Raw genomic sequence first — 21206 nt, 5'->3', positions numbered from 1 at the left:
ACTTTTTGTTTTATTACTATAGAAAGATTAATTACGTAATCTAATTTTAAATCAGAATTTGTTAATAGCCGCTGAATACAATGGCGCTCTAGCAGATTCTTTTAACAAGAATTGGTCAGAATTACCATCAAACGGAGTTTGTCCAACTGGTTTTAAAGTCGCATTCATTGGATTATCGGTTGAACCACGATAGATTGATTGTTGACCACCGTTAACTGGAAAAATCGGTGAAGTTCCTAAAGCAGTGCTAATTGTATTGGGTAATTGTTGAAAAGCTACATTGCTTGCTCCAGTTCCGCTTGCTCCAAAGTAAATAGTTTGAGGTCTCGTTGAAACAAGAGCAATGGCTCTACTTAAATCTCTTGGAGTTGGGATGTAAGAACTTGGGTTATTAGTATAATTATCAACTATATCTTGAAGGAAATCTCGATCAGCAGATCTAAGAGAATTTGTTGTTAAATTTAAGAAGCTTTTAATTGAATTTCCAAAGCTATTAGGATTTGGTAACAATATTTCATTTTCTAATCATGAGTTATAGAAATAAACTTTTCTTTTGATTGGATCATAATCAATATTAAACTTATACAAGTTTAAGTTTACAGCAGTTGGTAATTTATCATAAGGAAGATTTCAATAATCTGTTCTTGCACGGTATGCATTGTATTCGTTTCCACGAATCCGCGCATCATATCTTTGTGGCGAATATGGAGGGGCACTATTGCTTCCAGCGGTTCCAAATCCAGTTAAAGTACCTCCTTGAATTTGTAAGAAAGCAATCCCTTTTTCTTCATCTACTGGGAAAATACGTAGATATTCATCGGCTTTATTAACACTAAGTGAAGTGTTGAAAGTAACGTTGATATTCTTTTGATTATCAAAATCAAAAAAGTATGGATAATCAGAATATTGCGAGGGATTGTCATATGAAAAGTAAGCACTAATTCTGTTTGTACCAAGTGCTCCTTGAAGCGAATCGATAGTATTTAATTCAGTTGTATGATTTGAATTTTGATAAACTTCATGAGCATATTCAGTTGGTTTTTCTTTTGAAATACCCATTGCATCTTTTTCGGCATATGAAGTAACCCCTGGTAATAGATCAAAAACCGATTCTTTAAATCTGTTATAAACTTTTAAAATTACTTGATCTCGAACACTATTATAGTTAGCATCATTTTTGCTATTTACTTGGGCAATGTTTCATCCAGCTTCATCAACGTCCATAGCTTCTGCCTTAGCATTAATTCCCACTTTAGCATTATTAGATCCTTGCCCAGGTGTAGGTGTATAAAATACTGATGAATTTTGATCCGGAATCGCAATTATATCAGTAGTTCTAAATGTAATTAATACTTCTCGTTCAGCTTTTACACTACCAAGACCAGTGATATTTGAATCATATTCATATACTAATTTGGCCTTAAGTGTCCGACGGTCCACTTCTTGTTTTGTTGGTTCATCAACAACTTGGAATCAAGCACTTGGATCGTATTTTTGTATAAATACTTTAAAGGTAATTGGTGAGAAGATTGATTTAACATCATTTTGTTCAATAATGTCTTTGTTGGTAAAGGCGAATTGATCAAACATTTCTAAGAAGTTATTATCATTATCAATGCGAACTAAATCAGTTGAATTCGGATTAGCAAGAGCATTGTGTTGAGCAATTTCTTCAAAGCGATTAATGAATTGTTTACGAGTGTAGTCTGGTTTAGCAGTAATAACTTTGTATTTTTTATTAAAGGTTGCATCTAAGTTAGGAACTTGAGCTGTAGGTTTTAATAAGTTTATTCTACTTGGATCTACATCTAGTGGATTTAAAAGCATATTTTTATGATCAAATACTCAATCTTTATAATTATGTAATTGACTAATAATGTTGAAAATTTTATCTTGATCTTGGCTTTGAGTATTCAATGTACTAAAGTCAAAGTTAGCAATATCAATAATTGTAAGTTGGTTAGCTAAACTTGTTATTGTATTTTTAAAGCTATTAAATGCTGTTTCGATATTTTGAGTGTAAGGATTATTATCACCATAATTAACGTTATTATAAATATCTTTAAATACATTTGCTAATGGATTATTTGCAAGAATATTAATAACTTGATCATGGATTGAATTATAGAAAGAAACAAATAATTTATTAAGTTGATCTACTTGAAGTGCAAAAGCCGAAAGTGAAGAAGAATCATTTTTATTCTGTATTATATTATAAAATCTTTTGACAACCTCATACTCGCTTTTAAGCACATCATACTGAGCTTCCAACGAACGAAGGTCATTATATTCATAGTTATTTTGAGTTTTACCGGTAATATCATTTTTGAGTGGATCAAGTTTTTTAAAGAGGTTAACATAAAATCCTTTAAGTTGACCGTTTTCATTGAATTTGTTATAAAACGCCTGTTTAACCTGAACAACAAAATTTAGGACAGTTTGAGCTGCATTTGAATGAATTACATCAATAAATGAATTAATTTTAGTAGTGTAATTCTCAATTGAAGTGATATCTTGACTTAACGCAGTATCCACAAGAGCTTTAAGAGCTAATAATGGTGAATAATCATTAGCTAAAATTCCTGAACCATTCCGTACATTAACATGAGTTGCATCAAAATCAGTAAGATAATCGCTTGCACTATTATAGATCTTAGTTACTTCATCATAACCTTTTTTATATAAGTCAAAGATTTGAGTTTTGAGTACAGTTTGAGCTTTTTGCAAAATAATGTTAATTTCTGAGTAATTAAGATTATCTTTGTTCGTATTAGCAGTATTAAGATCATCAATAGCATTCATTTGGAAGTTATCTACATATGGATCGGGATTATTGTTTGGGTTAAAGGTCGAAGCATTTTGATCAATATAATTTTTAACTTCTTGATCTTTAGTAATTTGACGAGCAATTTGATCTTTTTTTGATTGAATTAATTGTTCTACTTTAGCATGTAAAGAAGCAACAAATTGTAGTTTAGTTTGTTCGTCATTATTATTGTTTTTATTGGCATTTATTGGATTGTTGGCATTAGTAAGTTCTTGTTGAATAGCATTTAATTTGCTAGTTACATCAGCATCATCAATATTAACGTCTTTGTAAGTAAGATACTCTTGCGCTTGAGTGTAAGCCTTTTTTAATTCAATAGCATTTTCAAGCACATATTTAATTAGGGAATTTTTAGCACTTGCTGGTTCATTTGCTTGGACTTCGCTTTCTTCTCTAAAGTATTTATTAAATAATGATTGCGGAGTTGGGGCATTTGCTCCAGTAGTGTTATATTCTTGATTAAAACTATCTAATTTGCCTTGAATTACCGCTTTTTCTTCAGTGTTTAATGATTTGTCATTTTTGAACAAGTTTGAAACAATTTGGTATTTTGATAATAAATTTAAACGATAATATTGATCTTCGAGTTGAGCTTGAACATTAGAGATTGAATCGCCATCAGTTTTGTTCATTTTATCAGGATCATTGTAATAAGTTTTAGCTTTAGCAATTAATTCGTTTGCTTTAGTTTTAGCTGTCGTAACAGTTGCATCCATTGTAATAATTTGATTATTTAAATTCTCAAGCTCATATGCTTTTTGAGCTAGTTGTTTTAATTGGTCAAATTTAGTTTCAATAATTTTAACTTTAGCATTAATTTTATTTAACTCACCAGTTTCAACCGGAGTAATAGTTAGGCTAGTTTGAGTGTTGTTTTGAGTTTCGAGTTGTCCAATATAAGTAAGTAATGAATCTTTTAAAGCATTATGTACTAAAGGAGTAAACATTTTCTTTTTAAGATCTTGGATCTTAGTATCAGTAGCTTTACGATAAGTGTTTCTGGTTTGAATGTTTGCGTGCTCAGTAGTGATTTCACGAGTGATTTTTTCAGCTAATTCATTATATGCTTGAGCACTAATTGTATTTGCATCATTTAATCCATGAAGTTGAGAAACATTATAGGTTGCTCCAGCTTTTTTACCAAGTGTGGTTGATGAGTTTGTGGTTGGGATACTATCTCATACTAGTGATAATAACGATTTAATATCAGTGGCATTAACTGGACTAGAAGCTCCAACTCAAGTGTTTACAGTTGCTAAAACAGTATTATCTAATTCAATAATAGTTTTAAATGATTGTGCTTTTTGAGCTAGAGCTTGAATTTTAGCTACTGCATCAGCAGTAAAAGTATCATTAGTTGCACTTGTTTCGAATAATTGTAAATAATTATTTAAATCATTTAGTTTATTCACACCACTTTGATTATCAATATTATGTAAATTAAAATCTGCAGCATTATTAGTTATTGCTCGAATTTGACTTAAGGTAGTTGCAAGACTATCAGCGGCTTGGATTTTTTGTGAAGTAAAGCTAATTTTATTTTTTAATTCAGTGTAAGTAGGATTATTATCAGTAGTACTATCTTTAAAGTAAGCATTTCTAGCTTCAGCAATATATCCGTTTAATTTTGATGAATAATTGTTTATTAGTGCTGAATTATTATTAGTTAACCCATTTAAACGAGTTTGAGCTTGGGCAACAGCTTGGGCCAAAGCAGCCAATGAATTAACTTCACGTTTTGCTTTAGTTACTTTATCTAAAATTTTATTTAGTTCGGTTTGATCAGAACTAGATTTAGTTGAGCTTTCAATTGTATTAACAAATGCAGTTAATTTATTAGTAACACTATTATCATAATCATGTCCTAATGCATCAGTGAGCATTTTGACTAATCCATATGCTCCTTTGGTGTTATCTTGATTTTTTAGAGCAAAAATAATAGAATTACGTATCTCTTCAATGGTGAGTTTTTCTTTATCAAAAGTAGCCTTTAAATCATCAAAACGAGTGTGTAAATCGTCATAATTATTATCTGAACTTGGAAGAGTATTGTTGAATTTTTCTTTAAGAGCCGCAGTAGAAAGAGTTTGAACATCAGTACGAGGTGGAGTTTGTTCTAAAACTGCTACGTGATCAGCCACCCGTTTTTCAAGATTGATTAGATTTGATAACTCTTCAACTTTTGCAACTAATTTGTCAACTTGTTCAAGGGTTAAATCAGTTCTGGTAAACTCGGCTTTAAGATAAGTTTCAAAAGGACTAATTGCATTTTTAGCTTTAGTATGTAAATCTGAACTTCCATAGTTATTTCCGTTAGCAAAAGCTTTAATATCTTTAAGTTTATTTAAAGCAAGATCTTTTTTAAAGGCAACTTGTAATTTTGAATTATATGCACTAATATCAGCTGTATCAACGTTTGCCCGTTGTGCTATCTCTTTATCGGTAGTAAAGTTTGCTTTAACAGTATCAAAGTGTTCAGCAAAACTATAAGTTGAATTGTTTTGTTTTAATTTAGCTATTTTAGCTTCTAAATCATTTAAAGTAGCACTTGCGGTATTAACAGCTTGATTAAACTCTTCAAGCAGTCTGGTTTTTTCACGAGTAAAAGTATTAATATTAGCTGAAAGTTCAACTTTTTTGGCACGAATTTGTTCAGCACTCAGATTATTATCAAAAATAATTGAATTAGTTTGTTCTTTAATTAGTGAGATTTGACGATTGAGTGATTGATAAATTTTTCAATCATTGTTAGTGTTTAAAATTGTTTCTAAATTTTGATATTCATCTAAGTATTCTTTTTTAGCACTAATAATTTCTTGATCATTGGTTAAATTAGTCACTTTTTTATCAATCTCTTGATTTGTATCGCTACTAATGAGTTCGTTATTAGCTAATAATGAAGCAATATATCCAGCTAAACTAGTAGTGTTTCCAGTGTTGTAAAGATTATAAAAATCAAGTAATTTTGAAGAAACTTGAGCCAAAGCATTTAGTTTTTCTAACTTATCAGCCGCCTCTTTAGCTTTGTCGAAAATTAATTCAGATTTTTTTACTATCGCATAATTATTAATATGAGTAAGCGATTCTTTGTATCTGGTATTAGCTTCAGTAGTTTGTGATTTTGTTGTAGCTTGAATTGCTGTATTGAGTTTTTCAATTTTATCTTGTTCATAGGCAAGTAAAATTTCATTCCCACGTAATAAAAGTTGATTTTTTTCGTTTTCAAATGCTTCAACATTAGGAATATTTGCTCGATCGTTTAAGCGAGCAACGAGCTCATCAGCATTTTGAATTTCAGTGCGTCCAGCGGCAATTGCATCATTAGTTTTATTACCTTTGTATTGAGCTGAGTTTTTCTCTCCGATAATATCAAGCAAACGTTTTTTATTTACTTCTAACTCAAAGGCAACTGGAGTGATTTTAATTAATTGATTAGCCAAATCAATAGCATCATTACTTTTTTGTGAATTTGAAACATCTTTAGCATCTTCAACTAATTGTTCATATTGTTTTCGAATTGCATCAGCAGCAGGAGACGAAGCCCCGTTTGGATATTTTTGATCTAGAATGTTTTTTAAATCTTGATTTTTTTGTTCTAAAACTACTTTAGTATCAGCTTTGTTAAGATTATTAATTGCTTGATTGAGTTGATTAATTAAATCTTGAATTTGTTCTTTGGTTGCGTTTGGATCAGCAAAAACCGCATCAAGTTGTTTACGTACTTTTTCTAGCTCATCAATATAAGGTTGCAATACAGCACTATTATCTCCAGTGGCTTTTCGTTTAATAGTTTCTTGAGCTAATTTATCTAAATTTGATAAATCATAAAAGTCTTTAGCTGTATCAGTAAGATTTCTTAATTTAGCAGTAATTTCTTCGAGTTCTTTATAAATACCTGGGTTTCCATCGCCTTTGTTGATGATGTCTCTGAGTTCATCTAAACGTTTTTTATGTTCGTTGTATAGATTAATTCGTTTTTGCTCGTTTGGTGTTGGAATATAATTTGGATCATTTTCTGAAAATACTACTCGTAAATAATCATCAGTAAAATTAGAAATATTTTCAGTCAGAGTTTGTTTATAAGCATTAATCACGTTTTGCAATTTAAGATCATAAGTTTTAATTTGTTCGATTAAAGTTGCAGTTGGAACTAATGAAAAATCTTCAATCATCGGAAGCGATTCTTGGTTAAGTTTTTTTGCTTCATTAAGAATTGATTCATTAGCTGGATTATCAAGGTTTTTAAGTAATTTTGCTTGTTCATCAAGTTGATTGATTAATTGTTTTAAATCATCTTTAAAAATTAATCTTAACGATTCATTAAGTTGCTTATTAATAGGTCCCAAATAACTTGAATTCACATCATTTGAAAAGCTCTTAACAATTTGGTTATCTAATTCATTAAGTTTATTAATCACTTCTTCATTAGTAAAAGCAAGTTTACGCACTTGTTCACTTTGGTTTTGAAGTAATTTCAACTCATTATTTAAATAATCAAGCGAATCAAGTTCATTAATTTCTGAATTGTAAAAACTAAAAATTTCGCTAGCGAGTTCTTTGTTAGGGATTTTTCTATTGATAATAGAATCAATTTGTGAGTTAGCGATAATAGCCTTGCTTTCTGAAATCAAATTCTCATCAGAGGCAGTTTTTACTTTATCTTTAAGCTCTAAAATAAGTTCGTTTACAAATTTAAGTGAGTAAAATTCACTGAATAAATTTGCTTTGGCTGAAATAAGAGCATTTTTATCACTTATTGATAGAGTATTATCAATTTGTGAACGAACTAGTGATTTATTGTATTCTAGGATAGGATCAAATTCATCAATATATTTATTTAGTCCATTAATAACCTCTTTAATTTCTGACACACTCCGTTGAACATCAGAAATTTGTTGATAGAAAGTAACTAAATCGTTTCTGATTGAGTTAATATCAGCTTTAGTAAGTGCTAAATCCAAGTTAATACGAGTTGAGTGAAGAAAGTTTTTAACATTTTGTTTTTGCTGATCAGTATAAGTGACACTTTCAGTGTAAGGTTCGATCAGTTTTAAATATTCATTAATTTCATTGATTTCAGTTTGTGAACTCTTGAGCATTTGGTCAAGTTTTTTGACTTCTTTAGTAGTATCCTGTGAAGCAATTTGTACTTCATTAAGACGAATATCACCACTAATAATTCTCGAATAAAGAGGTACTAACGAACTAGCAACTTCTTTTTTGAGTCCTTCAAATAATAAATCGTCAATTTTGTTTGAAGTTCCTTGTAGTAAATTGATATATGGTTCGAGCATTTTATTTTGCTCTACAACAAGTTTTGAAATTTCTTGTGAGAGGGTATTTAAATATTGAATTTTTTGTTCGTTATTTGCACTATAAAGAACGTCAAAAAATTTAAGCGATCGATCTTCTTTAAGCTGAGTAAGTTTATCTTTAAGATCAAGTTCACGAATCCGAGCGTCTTGGTTGTTTAATATTTTAGTTCAGAATTGAGTTGGTTCTTGGTCTTTAAAATCAACTTTGTCAAGGTTTGCGATATAGAAATTAAAAGCATCAGCTTGGGCTCTATCAAGAGCATTGAGTTTTTCAAGAAGTGATTTATCTTTATCGTTTCAAACATTTTTAGCTTCTTGGTATGATTTTTCAATTGCGTCTTTGTCTTGTTGTTTAGTTTGAAAATATGGCGAGTAAATTTTAAATAAATTTTCACCTTGAAGCAAGTTGTGGTAAACAGTGTTATTATTAACAATTTCGTTTGAGTGAATAGCAAATAATGTCACCCCTAAACCAATCGAAGCAGGAGCAACGATTGACGAAGTAATAATTAGTGTTTTTTTAGTCTTTTTCTTTAACATGTTTTTCTCCTTGCTAATGAAGTTTGAATTGAATATCAAACCTTCCGTTTTGTCCGATTGCATTATATAGTTCACCTGATCCGATTACACCACTAGATGAAACAGTTGTATCTTCTGTAATTAATCGATCTGCATCTCATAATTCTGAATTTGTTAAATCTTTAAAAGTTAAACCAACTAAATCACGATATTTGATTTTATTCATAATATAACTTGCAAGTTTAAATTCTGAGTCTAGTTGTGGATCTTTATTTCCTTGAGTGGTAGGTTTAAATAAGAATGCATAGTTAAGTTTATTTTCAACTCCTAGTGACACTTCTTCTTTTGGACTTACTACATTTGAACTAAATCGGTTAATAATTTGTCATGATAATACTAAGAGACCTTTATCTGCTGGATTTCCGACTTTCATAACCGGAATTCCAATAATAATAGGTAAAAAGACTAAATTTTTATTTTGGTCTTTTTGAGCATTGTATAAATATTGATATTTAGATTGTCAATTATATTTTGTATTATCAATTTGTCTTAACACTGAATTATAGTAATTTGATGAATTTTGATATTGAATATTTACCCCTGAAGCAACATTTGGATCCAAGGTTTTTCATAAAATGTAATTTGAAATTTGTTGATATCCTCTAAAAGCATTTTGCAATTTAACTTTAATTCTAAAGTTTGGTGTTGAATCTTGTCTTGACACAAGTGTTGGAGTTCCGACTGTGATTGGCCCACTTTGAGCAGAAGATGTTGGGTTAGGTCCAAATAAATTATCACGTCCTTGATCAACATATTCAAAGAAGAAATCATCATTTGAGTGTGAGGCAACTTTTGTTAGAGTTGAATAACGAGTGAATGCATCAGCTAAAAAGTATGGAGCTTGCAAGTTATTTCATCCGGCCTCATCAATGCTGAAGATTTTTTGGTTTACGGTTGTAGTATCTTTAATGTTGTTTTTATCAATTATAAAACGATCTAAAGTTTTAAAGTTAATTCCAACATTTTCAAACTTAACTCCAAATTCAGGAGAATCATAAAATGAACTAGTGTTTTCAGTTAAATTTGCTGGTTTTTCAAATTTAAAATAAAGATTAACATATCCGCGACGAATAGAATTATCAGAAATATTAGCTTGCTTAATTCACGGAGTGCTCGAACTTTTATTTTTATAAATATACACTTTAACATTATTGCTGTTAAAAATTTGTCCATTTCCCTGTAAGGCGTTAAATTTTTCGAATACATGACTTAATATTCCTGTACTGATTTGTTCGTTTAATAATTTAGCATCATAATCAGTACCACCTATAGTGATTGAAGTTTGAGAAATTCGACTGTCATTGATTAAGGTATCGAATTTTTGAATAGTTGTTCGATCATTTGGAACAATATCTTCATAATTAAATAATCCATTAACTGTTTGTGATAATCAATCAAAGAATAAATCATCATTTGACGAGTTATCCATTCATTCTTTTAAGGCAAAAGCCGACGAAAACCCCTTGACTAAAGCATTGAAAATATCAGTATCGCTAGCAGTATTTTTATTTAAATTGTTAAACACAGTTTCATCTCGCATTGCTGGTTGTGAGAGTTTAGCGTATTGCTCTTTAACTATAGCAAATTTATCATTTGCACCAGTTTGTGTAACTTGTGAAGGATCAGCAATATATTTTAAAAAGTTAGTAATATCACTACGTCCATCAAAATTGTTGGTTCCAACAATAAATTTATGTAATACGTTTTTAAGTGAAAAAGCGTCTGTATCGCTACTTCCAAAGATTAACTTATCAAACGCTTTTTTTACTTTAGCGATTGCTTGAACAACATCTTTGTATTTGTTTAAATATTCTTTACGAGCATTAACAATATTTTGTGGAGTTGATGAACTAAAATCAACATTAGATTCATCAATATCAGATAATAATCCTTTTTTATTAGCTGGGTTAATACCGTTTAGCGAAGTGTTAATTGCATTAATATTTTCTAAAGTATCTCCGTCACGAGCTTGTATTTCTTGTAAGGTAAACCCAACTGATTCTTTATCCGCATCAACAGCAAGCTCTTCGTTAACATCTTCGTATTGTGAACTAGCAAGCAACAAGTGTGGTACCGAAGTAATTAAAATTAATTTTTGAAATTCAGCAAATAAATCACTTCCCACTGAGTGGAGCTCTTCGATGACAGTATTAACGTTAACGGTATTAAATCAATTTAAAATATCATTATCAGTATCAGTTAAGTGAGTAATATATTCAATTGCCCGTGCAAAAGGAGTATCTGCTTGAGTACCTTGAATTTTAGCATTTGCTTGATTTAAGTCAGTATCACTAATTCCAGTTACTTTAAGCACATATTCTTTTTCAATTCCATTACTGGTGGTTGCTTGGTTTAAGAAGGTGGTATAGTCCACAAGTTTTTGATTGAATGAATTATAACGATTTGCTTCTCATTTGTAAACTTTAAGAGCTTGTTCTTTGTATTTAGCTATTGCTTTATTATAAGCGCTATTTAATTGTACTAATTTGTCTGGAGTTGAACTGTCTGGAGTTGAACTGTCTGGAGTTTCTAGAGGAGTGATTGCTACGCTATCATAATCAGTTAATTTTGGACTAGTTGATCCTACAATGTACGAGCTGGCCATGTACTTATCTAAAGCTAAGTTGGTATTGTATTGTTTTTTAATCTTATCGTCAATTGCTTTAAAAATTTTATCCAATGCTCCATTATTTGAATTGTATAACTCTTGCATGCGTTGTATCTTCTCAGTTTCATTATGAGGATTTTTATTGAGTGTAGTGGTAGCATCATTAATCTTAGTTTCTAATTCAGTGTAAAGTTGATCAATATTTGTTGGTTCATAGTTTGGATTAGATTGTTTTTGGGTTTTATACGAAGTCAAATATGTTTGCGCTTTGTAAATGGCTGCTTGCAATTGTTTTGAGTGTAAAAAGGCAGTTAAATATGAATCTTGAGTTGAACCAGTGACAAATTGTTGTAATAAACGAGCATAATTTTCTGATGTTTCTAATTGCGAATCAGCATTGATCATTGAAAATGGTTTATTTAAAATATTTTCAAGCGGTGTTTTAGCATCAGCAGTAAGATAATCAACAGTTCCAGCTGTAGTGTTGAAATCTTTTACATGAATCAGAGCATGAGCTACATTAGTAGCTAAATCTAATCGATCTTTATAAGTTTTAAGATAGAAGATATTATCATCTAAAGCAACAATATCTTTTTGATTATAGTAGTAACTCTCACCTTTAGTGATTTGGTCATTTAGCTTAGTCATTGAAGCTTGCACATTTTGATTATTTTGAATAGCTTGGTTTTTAGCCTTCATTGAAGCTTGTGCAATGAGTTGGGCAATTTTTTTGTATTTATCAAAGAAAACATCACTTTCAGATACAGTTTGAATCGCAACATCAATTTCAGCAATGCTATTAGCATTTTTAATATTTTGTGCTTGAGTGTGGAAAAATTGATCAGCTTTTGTTTTTAAATTTTGATATTGCGGGTCTAGCGCATTTGTATTTGGGTCATTTAATTGTTCAATTTGTTTGGTTTTTATTCCTTTTTCAGCCTGAACGGTCCCGGTTTTATAAATTAAGTCTAAAGCCCCTTTACGAGCCGAATATAATTCGTTGTGATCTGCAAAATCATTGACTAAATTTGGATATAAAGTATTTTCAATATCTAAAGCACTAGCATTGTTTTCTGGAATACTTTTTAAAATATCATCAGCTAATGCTTGATAATCTTTGTCAAAACCATAACTTTCAGTATTAGTTCCATCATAGTTAAAGTTGTTATATGAAGTATCTTGTTTAACATTAGCTTGAATGGCAATTTTACCAACTTGTAGAATGGTAAGTTTGTTTAATGCTGTAAGTGATGATGATACTTCGAGCAATTTAGCACGTGTAACCGGAGCAGTATTAAGTTTAGTGATTAAACCATCATAATATTCAGTCATTTTCGCTTTACCTTCAGCACCAGTTCCATGAGTCCCAGTTCCATCTGGGTATGATGATGGTATAGTTGTTTTTTGGGTATTTACTTCTTGATAGACATTATTAAAGCTGTTTAATAAATTACGTTTATCTTCAAGATCATTTGTATGAGAAATAATTTGCTGTACAGTTAAGGTCAAATAGCTATTTGAATAGCTATCGTAAACACCTTTAATAGCGTCAACAATTGATTTTTTACCTGCTTCGTTTGCAGGTATATTTGCGTTTGCAGTAACAAGATCTTTTGAAGTTTTGGTTTCACGAGCAAGATCAATTAAATGAGTTTCTTTAAAAACAATTTCACTTAAATGATTATCTATTTCAACTAATTGTGTATGGTCGGTAGCGGTATTGGTTTGATTTAATAACTCATCTAACTTGTTATCTATTTGAGTTTTTAAGACAGGATCTAAATTATTATTAGTTTGAATTGTTTTATCAATTTTGGTTTTATATTTAGTGATTTTATCAGCTTGAGCTTCTTTAGCATCTTTTAAATCAACAACTTTAAAGAACGCATCTCTAAGTTCGTTTCTAGTTACTAATGTAGCTGATGGTTGTAATCCATAAAGTACATCGCTAGAACTAGTAGTATAGCTATTAGTTTGTCCTAATTTAGTAAATAAATCATTGTTGGGATTTTTATTTTGGATTGCTTGATAATTATTGGTACTTGCACCAGATTTTGTGTTATTAAAATAATCAAAAACGCTTTTCAGTTGATCGATAAGCAAAGTGATTGATGAAAGTTTAGCATAATCATTTTGAATTTTTAATAAATCATCTAAACTAGTATAGTTTTGTACTTTGTCCTTAATCGCGTTCACTCAAGTAGTGATTGCGGTCTTTCATTTAGCTGGATACATAGTTTTAAATGAATTATCGTAATTATCAAATGGATTAAGTTTATTAGTTATAGCATCAGCGTTTTTAGCAAAAAGATCTTTGGCATATCCAAGCGGTACTAGAGCGAGTTTGTCATTTAAATCTTGAACTGTCGAAGTATATTTTCCATTAGTTTGAGCATTTACTAATTGATCAAAAGCATTAAAAATTTCTTGAGTTTTAGTGATTGCTGTAAGTTGATCGCCTTTTTTACGTTGATCGTATTGGGTTACTAATTGTGCTTTTTTGGCAATAACTTTATCTCATTCAGCTTGAATAGCATTTTTATTCTGATTTTCTTGAGTAATATATAAATCAATATTATCACGGAGAATTGCTAAATCACCTCTACTGATATAAAATTCATTCAAACGATTGGTAAACTCAGTGATTTTTGAATTTCATTCATTTACGGCATGATCAAAAATAACACGATTTTTTTCATTGTTTGTATAAACAGTTTTTAATTTATTAATATTACTTTCAACTTGTACCCGAGTATCAGTTTTGCTTAATTCATTAGTTAAAATTCGAGTTTTAAAATCAATAACACTAACACTATCACCAAAGTTAATTAAACTATTATTTGGTTCATCAACCCCACCACCAGATGGTTTATTTGTAATTGAATTAAGTAGGCTAGTGTAAGCAACTGGGCTAGTGTTTTGTGATAAACTACTTAATTTATCAGCACTTGCTTTAAGAGCTTTAGCTTGATTGATGTAATTTTTTAATGTGTTATTAAGCTCATCAACTTGAGTTTGAGTTTTTGAAGTATTATTAATAACATTATTGGTTTGGGTATTAAGGGTTTCGATTGAAGCGCTAATATCACTATATGGACTTTGTGTATTTAAGTTTGTGTTAGTAATTTTATTAGCTTGGATTTCAGCATTGGTCTTTTTCAAAAATGCTACTGAAATAGCCAGACCTAATGTATTGCTTTGAGTTTGGATTTGAGTAACTTTAGCATCGATTTCAGTACGGTTAAAAGGAACGTTAAAAGCATCGGATAAATACTTATCAATTTGAGCATTTAAGTTTTTAGCATTTGTGTAATCACTATCAGGTTTAAATGAAGCAAAATCAAGTCCTTCAGTGTCTTTGATCAGTTCTTTAAGTCCATTATTATTAACTTCAAGATCTTTAAATGACTTAAGTACATCAATTAACTGAGCGATTTGATCGTGAATTTGATCTCTTTCTTTATTAGTTAGGTTTGGGTTTGATAAAGCTTTTTTGTGCTCATTTAAACGATCAATAATTTTTTGTTGAGTTGGAGTTGTTCCGCCAGCGGGAGCATAAGGGGCAAAGACTTGATTAATTTCTTTGAAATAATCATCAAGAGCTTTAGTTGATTGATAAACTGCTTGTTTATCTTTATAATCTGAAATAGCTTGGTTGAGCGAATTAACAAGATCGGCAACATTATTAGCACTTGGAGCATTATTTAAAGCGTCAAAACCATCGTTTTGAAGCTGTTTGATTTTTAAAGCTTCTTTTTGCAGTGCACCTTGTTCTCCTGGTTTTCCATGCGATGAATCAAGGGAATTGTTTCCAGCTTGAATAGCTTGCTCAAGCTGTTTGTAATTATCTGCATTATTAGCAATATTATCTAATTGATCACGAATAAGTGCTAATTGAGTATTTTTCTCTTTTTTAGTTAGATTTGGATTGTGCGAAATAATTTCGGCTTGTTTTTTAAGCTCATCAATGTGTTTGATTAACTTAGTTCCAAATGGTGAATTAGCAAGTCCTTGTTCTCCGCCAAATAATTGCAATACTGACTCTCTAACCTTAGAATGTTTAGATAAGGTTTTTTGAAGCTCCTCACTAATATTAGCAAGTTCAAGTTCTTTTTTATATTCACCAATGAGATATTGTAAATCTTCTCTAATAGCGGTTGAATTATCAGCAATAAGCGGTTTAGCTTTTTCATTTAATGTAAATAAACGATCTTTAATTTCTTGAATAGCAACACTTTCTCCATTAAGAACTGAAATAGAAACATTGTATAAGCTTTTTAATTCACTACGGTTAATTTGTCTAATTTGATCACTTTTAACTCTAAGTGCATTATTTAAATCTTTTAACGAAGCAGGATTTTTGAGTAATTGATCAATTTCAAGAATAATTTGTGATAAAGCTTTTGTATCAACTTCAAATCCTTTATCAAGTGAAAGTTTGGCTTGCTCTTTAAGATTTTTGAGAGAATTTTTAAACACAGTACTAAGTAAAGTGTTGTCATAAATTTTGTTGTATAAATCGTGTAAATTAGATAAATATTGATCTACATTACTATGTTCAGCTAAAATAATGTTATTTAATTGCTCATTAAAAGCTTTTCCATCACTTTCAGTGATACTTTTTTCTCTGATATATTGATCAATTTTATCTTTAATAGCTTTAATTAATTTTTCTAAGTTTTTAACTGTACTTTGTAAATTAATTGCTTGTGAAATATAATTTAAAACTTCTTCAGGATGCTCTTGGGCATCTTTTTGAATTTGTTCTACTTGTTTTGCGATTAAATTTTTAAGCTTATCATCAACATTAAGTGATTCAAGAGCTTGAAGCTGTACTTGCAATTGTTGCATAGTTTTTGTTTGATCTATATCATCATTAGTAACTGATTCAAGTTGATTTTTAACTAAATCGGTTAAATAAACAATTTCTTCAGATTTAGTAAGTGCTAAAGTTGGTGTCGGGTTTAAAGCAATTTGTTTGTAATTTTCAATTCTCTCAAAAAAGTCTTGTTTAACTTCTTCTTTGACATTAAGTAAACCAATTTCGTTTCTAACTCTAATTACATTTTTATAAAAGTTATTAAGTGTTTTGTTTTCTTGGGTTTTGCTTGAACTAAGTTTTTCAACAATTTGATCATACAATTTGCTATATTCAAGTAAAGCATCACGGGAATAAACTGGTTGAGCAAGTACATTTAAAATTTGTTCAATAGTTGATTTTAATGTGCTTTTTTCTTGATTGGTAAGTAATTCTGAACTGTTTTTAGCAATTTTTTCAAATTCGGTTCAAATTTTAGTTTCAAGCCCAAATGAGAAATCGTTTTGGCGTTTAATTAATGGATCAATAGTCTTATAAAAAGCTTTGAGAGTTGAAGTATTATCCGAATTGTTAAGAGAGCTAAGAACTGTGTTTTTAGCACTAGTAACTGTTTTTTGAAAGTCAACATCTTTAACTAGCGAGTAATATTCTTCTACTAATTTCTTTAAACTTTCAACATCTTTTACTATGCTAAGCAATGCTTTAGGAGTTTGTTGCTTAAGTAAATTTCTTTGTTGAAGCATTAAAGCAACTGATGAATTTTCATTGGCTAATAATTGTTTGGCATAATCAATTTCACTAAATAGATTTTTTACTTCGTTAGGATTATCTTTATTTTCAGTAACTGAAAACTTTTCTAACTCTGCTTTAGTTTTTTCGACTTGATTTTTAAGTTCGGTAAAAAAGTAAGTTTGATTATAAGGAACTTTATAGTTAGTGTGAAGTGATAACACGAGCCCAGTTGATACAAGCGCTCCTGCACCAGCAAGTCCGGCTGTTACCCCAATGCCAATGATTGCTTTCCTTTGATTTTTCATGTTTGTCTCCAAAATTTAATTTTTGTTTATCTAGTAAATATAACACTTTTCTTATATTCTAGATTGGTTATATAAAATAAGTGTGCATTTTTTAAAATATACACTATATATATATATATATATAGAAATAATTGAAATAATTATTCACAAGGGTGGTTATAATCACTTAAATTGAATGATTTTTATCTAAAAATAATTATTATTTAAGCGTTTTAACCACATTTCACGCTAAAATAAGTTATTTTGGAATTATTTTTATTCGCTTTGTTAAGACAAATTATTATTGTCATTACAAAATAAAAATGTTTCCAGAATTTTTTTATTTTATTTGGTTTCTTGAAATAAATTTTCAAAACATTATTAAAACAAAAGTTCATTTTGTGATCATTATTATTAATTAAAATAATCCATTTTTAAGATTGCTATTTTTTATTATTAAAGAGTTTGTATTTTGTTTTAAGAATTAAACGTAAGAACAAATTTTATTAAATATATAAATTTAAACAAAAGGATATAGCTTTACTATAGATTACAAATACAGAGAAGTTTTAAATATTTTTTCAAGTAGTTTGCACTTAAAAATAAAATATTTTAGACATGAACGAATATGGTTTAAAGCAATGATTTATATCGATGATTGCTTTTTTATTTGGAATTGTTTCTCGAAAAAAAGTTGATAAATGAAAAGTTTGTTTTTGCAAAAATAACAAACCAATTATGTGGTTGCAAAAATTATTTTTTAATAAAAAATTTATGAAAGGTTTAAAGAATTTAAATTATAAATTGAAGTTGTCAGCGAAGAAATGTGCATACCACATTTTTTAGTTATTAACAAGAAAAAATATCAAATAATTTTTTACCTATCAGCAACAAGAACTAATGAACACCTTGTAAGGCTGATAGTTTAATTTTTTTAGTTGATTTAAATTTTTATGAATTGTACACTATTTATTTAAAAATCAAAACTAAAAAACTATAATTAGCAAAAAACATTATATATAATTTTGCTGGCAAAATTATATACTATTATATTTATATAAAAAGACTATTTTTGAAAAAAATTTTTATTTTTTGATTTTTTTCTTTAATTCAAAATTTTATCATGGAATTTTTTTATCCTTTTTCTCACATTTTATGCAGAATAATGATAAAATAAATATGTAATAATAAGGATGATTACCCAAGTCTGGCTGAAGGGACTAGTCTCGAAAACTAGCAGGGGCTTTACGGCCCGCGGGGGTTCAAATCCCCCATCATCCGCCAATGATTTTTATTAAAACTGATGAATTAAGGTCAGTTTTTTTATTTCTTTTTGGTGTTAAAATACAAAAATATTTTTTGATTTATCATGATTAAACTGATCTCAAATCAAGATTAAAAGCAGTAAATGATGCAAAAAAATTTAAAAACATCACTGTGAAAACAATGATTATTGATTATAAAAAACGGCTTTAATTAATGATTTCTAAACCCTAAAAAGTAAAGTTTTTATTTGAAAAAGTTCAAAAAATCATTATTCAATATAGTGATTTAAGTAAATACTTTTGAATTAAAACAAGTTGTAATAAGGTATATTTTAAAGTTTTATTATCAAAAAGAATACTTTATTAACATTGGTATTGCCCCACAGAGAGACAATCTGATCAAAAATGATTATTTATTAACACCTAAACCTAAGGACAACTTTATTGTCCTTAGAAACTATCTTTTTGATCATTATTAAGTATTAGATCTTAATTAATTAAATAAGTATGATTTTTTGAGTCTTTCAATGTTATTTAAAGAAAAAGCAAAAAACGTTCATTATTAACTTTATTTAATTCAGAGTAGAACTCTTTTGCTTAAACAATAAAGAATGTTTACTTTAAGGATTTCAAATACAATTTCTGTATGCTTTAAAATTAAAATTACTAAGGCTAATTCATAACTAAACCACAAAACTAAATTGCTTATAAATGATTGGTAAGCAATTAATTCTGACACACTGGTAAAAGTATATTTATGAACTAGTGTAAGATAATGACCTTAAACTTAAATCTAATTAATGTTCGGTCGTAAAATTTAAAATTCACACAAATAAATCATTAATTGCACAATATTTGAAAATGTTTGTGTTTGGGTATAAAAAATCTCAAGCAAAGCTTGAGATGTAAACGTTAAATTAAAAATAATTATTTTTTAAACAGTTTTTGACCAAGTTTAATATATTGGTTAATAAGATTTTCTACATAACTAAAACCTAGTTGATAAAAGTTGTTTGAATTTAAATTCACCCCAACTTTTTCAAGGATTTTGAGTGGATCATTGCTTCCGCCAGCACTGAGAAAATTATCAATGTAATTTTGTAGTGCACTTGTCCCATTTTGCTTATATTGAGCAAAGAAATAATTAGCAACAAGTTGTCCAATCGCATACTTGTAGACATAAAAATCATAATAAAAGTGTGGAACATAAATGCAGGCAAAAGTATTGATTTCTGAATACTTAAGGTTTTTAACTAAAGTGTATTTTTTGGCATTATTAAAGTAAATTTGGCTCAGTGACTTAAAGCTTGAAGAGGCACTTCCTGATTCAATGGCTTTATACAGATCATATTCATAGTTAGATCATTCGACTTGACGCATGACTGTGCCAATAAATCCATTAATCATGGTATTGAGAATTTGAAATTTGAGTTTGTCGTTATTTGAATGTTGTAATAAATAATCAAAAAGCATTAATTCGTTGAAAATGGAAGCAATTTCAGCTAGAAAAATTGGATATTCGCTATTAGCAATACTTTGACGTGTGTCAGAAAAATATGAGTGCATTGAATGCCCTAATTCATGCGCTAATGTTTCAACACTTTCTAAATCGCCCTTAAAGTTCATTAAGATATATTTCTTTTCAATTCCATATGATGATCCAATTGAATATGCCCCTGAACGCTTTGAATGTGCTGGCATAAAATCAACTCAATTCTCATTTAGAGCTTTTCTAATTTGAGTATTATATTCAATCCCAAAGGGTTCAAAGGCTCTAGCAACCAGTTCTTTAGCTTCATTTATGCTATAGTTGGTTTTAACCTTAACTAGTTCTCTACGAGCATCTCAAGGATGATATTTTTCTTTAAATTTGAATTGATAAAATTTGCTATGTGCAGTTTTAAATTTATAAAAAATGTTTTTCCGTGATGCTACTTGATGATATAAACGATTTAAAACCTCATCACTCACTTTATCGCCATAAGTGAGCATGTGTGTAGCGGAATCGAATTTACGCAACTTAGCATCAACAGTGATACTTTTAAAATGCTGATACAAAAGTGATGCAAGCGATTCTTTGTGCTTGAGAAAAGCTTTAATATAGTTAAAATGTGCTTGCTTTCTTAATTGAGCATCATTTGATTTTAAAAATTCAACTCGATTAGTTGGATTGAGCTTGTAAATTTTGCCTTTTAAATCCTTAATGATTCCATAATCTAGTTCACTATTGGTTAAGATTGAAAAAATTGAAGCAAGTGAAGCTCTTCCGAAAGCTTGTTTTTGAACAAATTCTTCTACTTCATCCGAAAGTTTATGCTCATAATCAAGCAGAGCATTTTCAATTGAATGTTTATATTCTTTGAGTTCATTTTTTTCTTTTCAAAGTTTTAGTTTATCAATATTTTGATAAAAACGATTGGTTTCACTTCCGAATTGCTCACTTAAACGTTCATTCAAAAAATCAAACTCTTCAGCTAATTTTTTAAAATCTGGATTCACCACGTTAGTTGAGATATGATTAGAAATATAATTTTCAATTCTATATTCTAGAGCGGTCAATTGTTCAGAAAGTTTCACATCGACTAAATACTCATCAAAAGAATTATATTTAGAATCTTTAATGACAATACGTTGCTCAAAAACTTGCTTGTATTGTTCGATTAATTCTTGAATACTTCGTCCTTGTAAAATATGTTCTAAATCAAACCGGTATTCTTGTGGAATATCATCATATTTGTTATATTGCTTTATTTTCATATTACACCTTAAAAATTGAA

Annotated in this window: 3 protein-coding genes and 1 tRNA gene; 1 reads left to right on the top strand and 3 read right to left on the bottom strand. The window is 29.2% G+C overall.

Features of this window, described 5'->3' with window-relative positions:
* Positions 1-27 precede the first annotated feature (27 nt).
* Positions 28-8682 (bottom strand): hypothetical protein, encoded by an 8655-nt coding sequence (locus tag NPA11_RS01830; RefSeq protein WP_257043108.1) that lies wholly within the window; start codon positions 8680-8682, stop codon positions 28-30.
* Between the two features lie 13 nt (positions 8683-8695).
* Positions 8696-17185: a hypothetical protein gene (locus NPA11_RS01825; RefSeq protein ID WP_257043107.1), complete on the bottom strand. Its 8490-nt coding sequence runs from the start codon at positions 17183-17185 to the stop codon at positions 8696-8698.
* A 1170-nt stretch (positions 17186-18355) separates the two neighbouring features.
* Between NPA11_RS01825 and NPA11_RS01820 the strand changes: the two genes are divergently transcribed.
* Positions 18356-18448, top strand: a tRNA-Ser gene (locus NPA11_RS01820).
* Between the two features lie 908 nt (positions 18449-19356).
* Here NPA11_RS01820 and pepF read toward each other — a convergent pair.
* On the bottom strand, positions 19357-21186 hold the full coding sequence (pepF, locus tag NPA11_RS01815) for an oligoendopeptidase F (RefSeq protein WP_257043106.1): 1830 nt from the start codon (positions 21184-21186) through the stop codon (positions 19357-19359).
* Between the last annotated feature and the right edge of the window lie 20 nt (positions 21187-21206).

It is taken from the genome of Mycoplasma sp. 1578d (genome assembly GCF_024582695.1).
Taxonomy (GTDB): domain Bacteria; phylum Bacillota_I; class Bacilli_A; order Mycoplasmatales; family Metamycoplasmataceae; genus Mycoplasmopsis.
The sequence above is the reverse complement of the archived record's forward strand: the minus strand, read 5'-3'. Positions and strand labels throughout refer to the sequence as shown.